At 77.7% G+C, this 1,108-nt stretch carries 2 protein-coding genes; both read right to left on the bottom strand.

Annotated features, from left to right (window positions below):
• Positions 1 to 271 (bottom strand): zf-HC2 domain-containing protein (locus tag ACLIYP_RS30525; protein WP_412716309.1); only part of this gene is annotated, 271 nt, incomplete at its 3' end.
• A complete protein-coding gene (locus ACLIYP_RS30520) occupies positions 268 to 855 on the bottom strand; it encodes a sigma-70 family RNA polymerase sigma factor (protein ID WP_412716308.1) in 588 nt (195 codons plus the stop codon). The genes ACLIYP_RS30520 and ACLIYP_RS30525, both read right to left, overlap by 4 nt.
• Between the last annotated feature and the right edge of the window lie 253 nt (positions 856 to 1,108).

Raw genomic sequence — 1,108 nt, 5'->3', positions numbered from 1 at the left:
CCGTCCCGCCGGGGGAGCCGGCCGGCGGCCGGGCGCGGGGCGGCTCCTGGCGCACCGCCGCGACACGGCGCAGGACCTCCTCCCGCATGCCCGGCGGAGGCGTGGCGGAGGCCGCCAGCCCCAGCCGGGCGGCGGTCGCGGTCAGCTCCCGTACCTCCTCGCGGCACGGGGCGCAGACGGCGAGGTGCCGCTCGAACCCCTCGCGTTCGGGCCCGTCCAGGGCGTCGACGGCGTAGGCGCCGGTCAGGGTGTGCAGATCGGCGGCGCTCACGAGGCCACCCCCAGGCAGTCGCGGAGTCGGATGAGGCCGTCGCGCAGCCGCGTCTTGGCGGTGCCCAGCGGCAGTGACAGCAGTTCGGCCACCTCCCGGTAGGTCAGCCCCCGGTAGTAGGCCAGGGTCACCGACTGGCGCTGCACCTCGGTGAGGCCGCCCATGCAGCGGCGCACCTGCTCGCGCTCCAGCCGGGCCTCGACCTGCTCGGTGACGGAGTCGAACGCGGGCGTGTGGTCCAGCAGGGCGGCCCGGCGCTCGCGCTCGGAGGCGGCCTGCACCGAGCGCACCCGGTCCACGGCGCGCCGGTGGGCGAGGGTCATCACCCAGGCCATGGCGCCGCCCCTGTCGGGCCGGAAGCGCGCGGCGGTCCGCCACACCTCCACCAGCACCTCCTGGGCGACCTCCTCCGACTGGGCCGGGTCGCGCAGCACGCTGCGCACCAGCCCCAGCACGGGGCCGCACACCGCGTCGTACAGGGCGGCGAAGGCGTCCTGGTCGCCGCGGGCGACCTCCACCAGCAGCTCCTCCGGGGTGGGGCCCTGCTCCTCGGCGGGCCCGGTGATGCGTACGGTCTCCTTCACCCGGCCGCACCTTCGCGGTGGGGCGTCCGTGGCACCCGTGGCACCCGTGCCGGCTGTGGCGCCTGTCGCACCTGTGGCATGTGTTCCTCCCGCAAGACGGTCCTCACCCGGTGTTCGTGGCCGCCGGGGCGGCGGATTGGTCGGGATCGGACCGGATCTCCGGGCGGTGCGCCCGCCCGCCGCCTCCTGCCCGCCCCCGCGTCCCGCGCCGCGGGCAGGAGGCACGCACGCGCGGCGCGCCCGCAGGGGGCGC

Source organism: Streptomyces nanhaiensis, assembly GCF_046614825.1.
GTDB classification, from domain to species: domain Bacteria; phylum Actinomycetota; class Actinomycetes; order Streptomycetales; family Streptomycetaceae; genus Streptomyces; species Streptomyces radiopugnans.
Note: the sequence above shows the minus strand (reverse complement) of the source record. Positions and strands in the feature narration are given on the sequence as shown.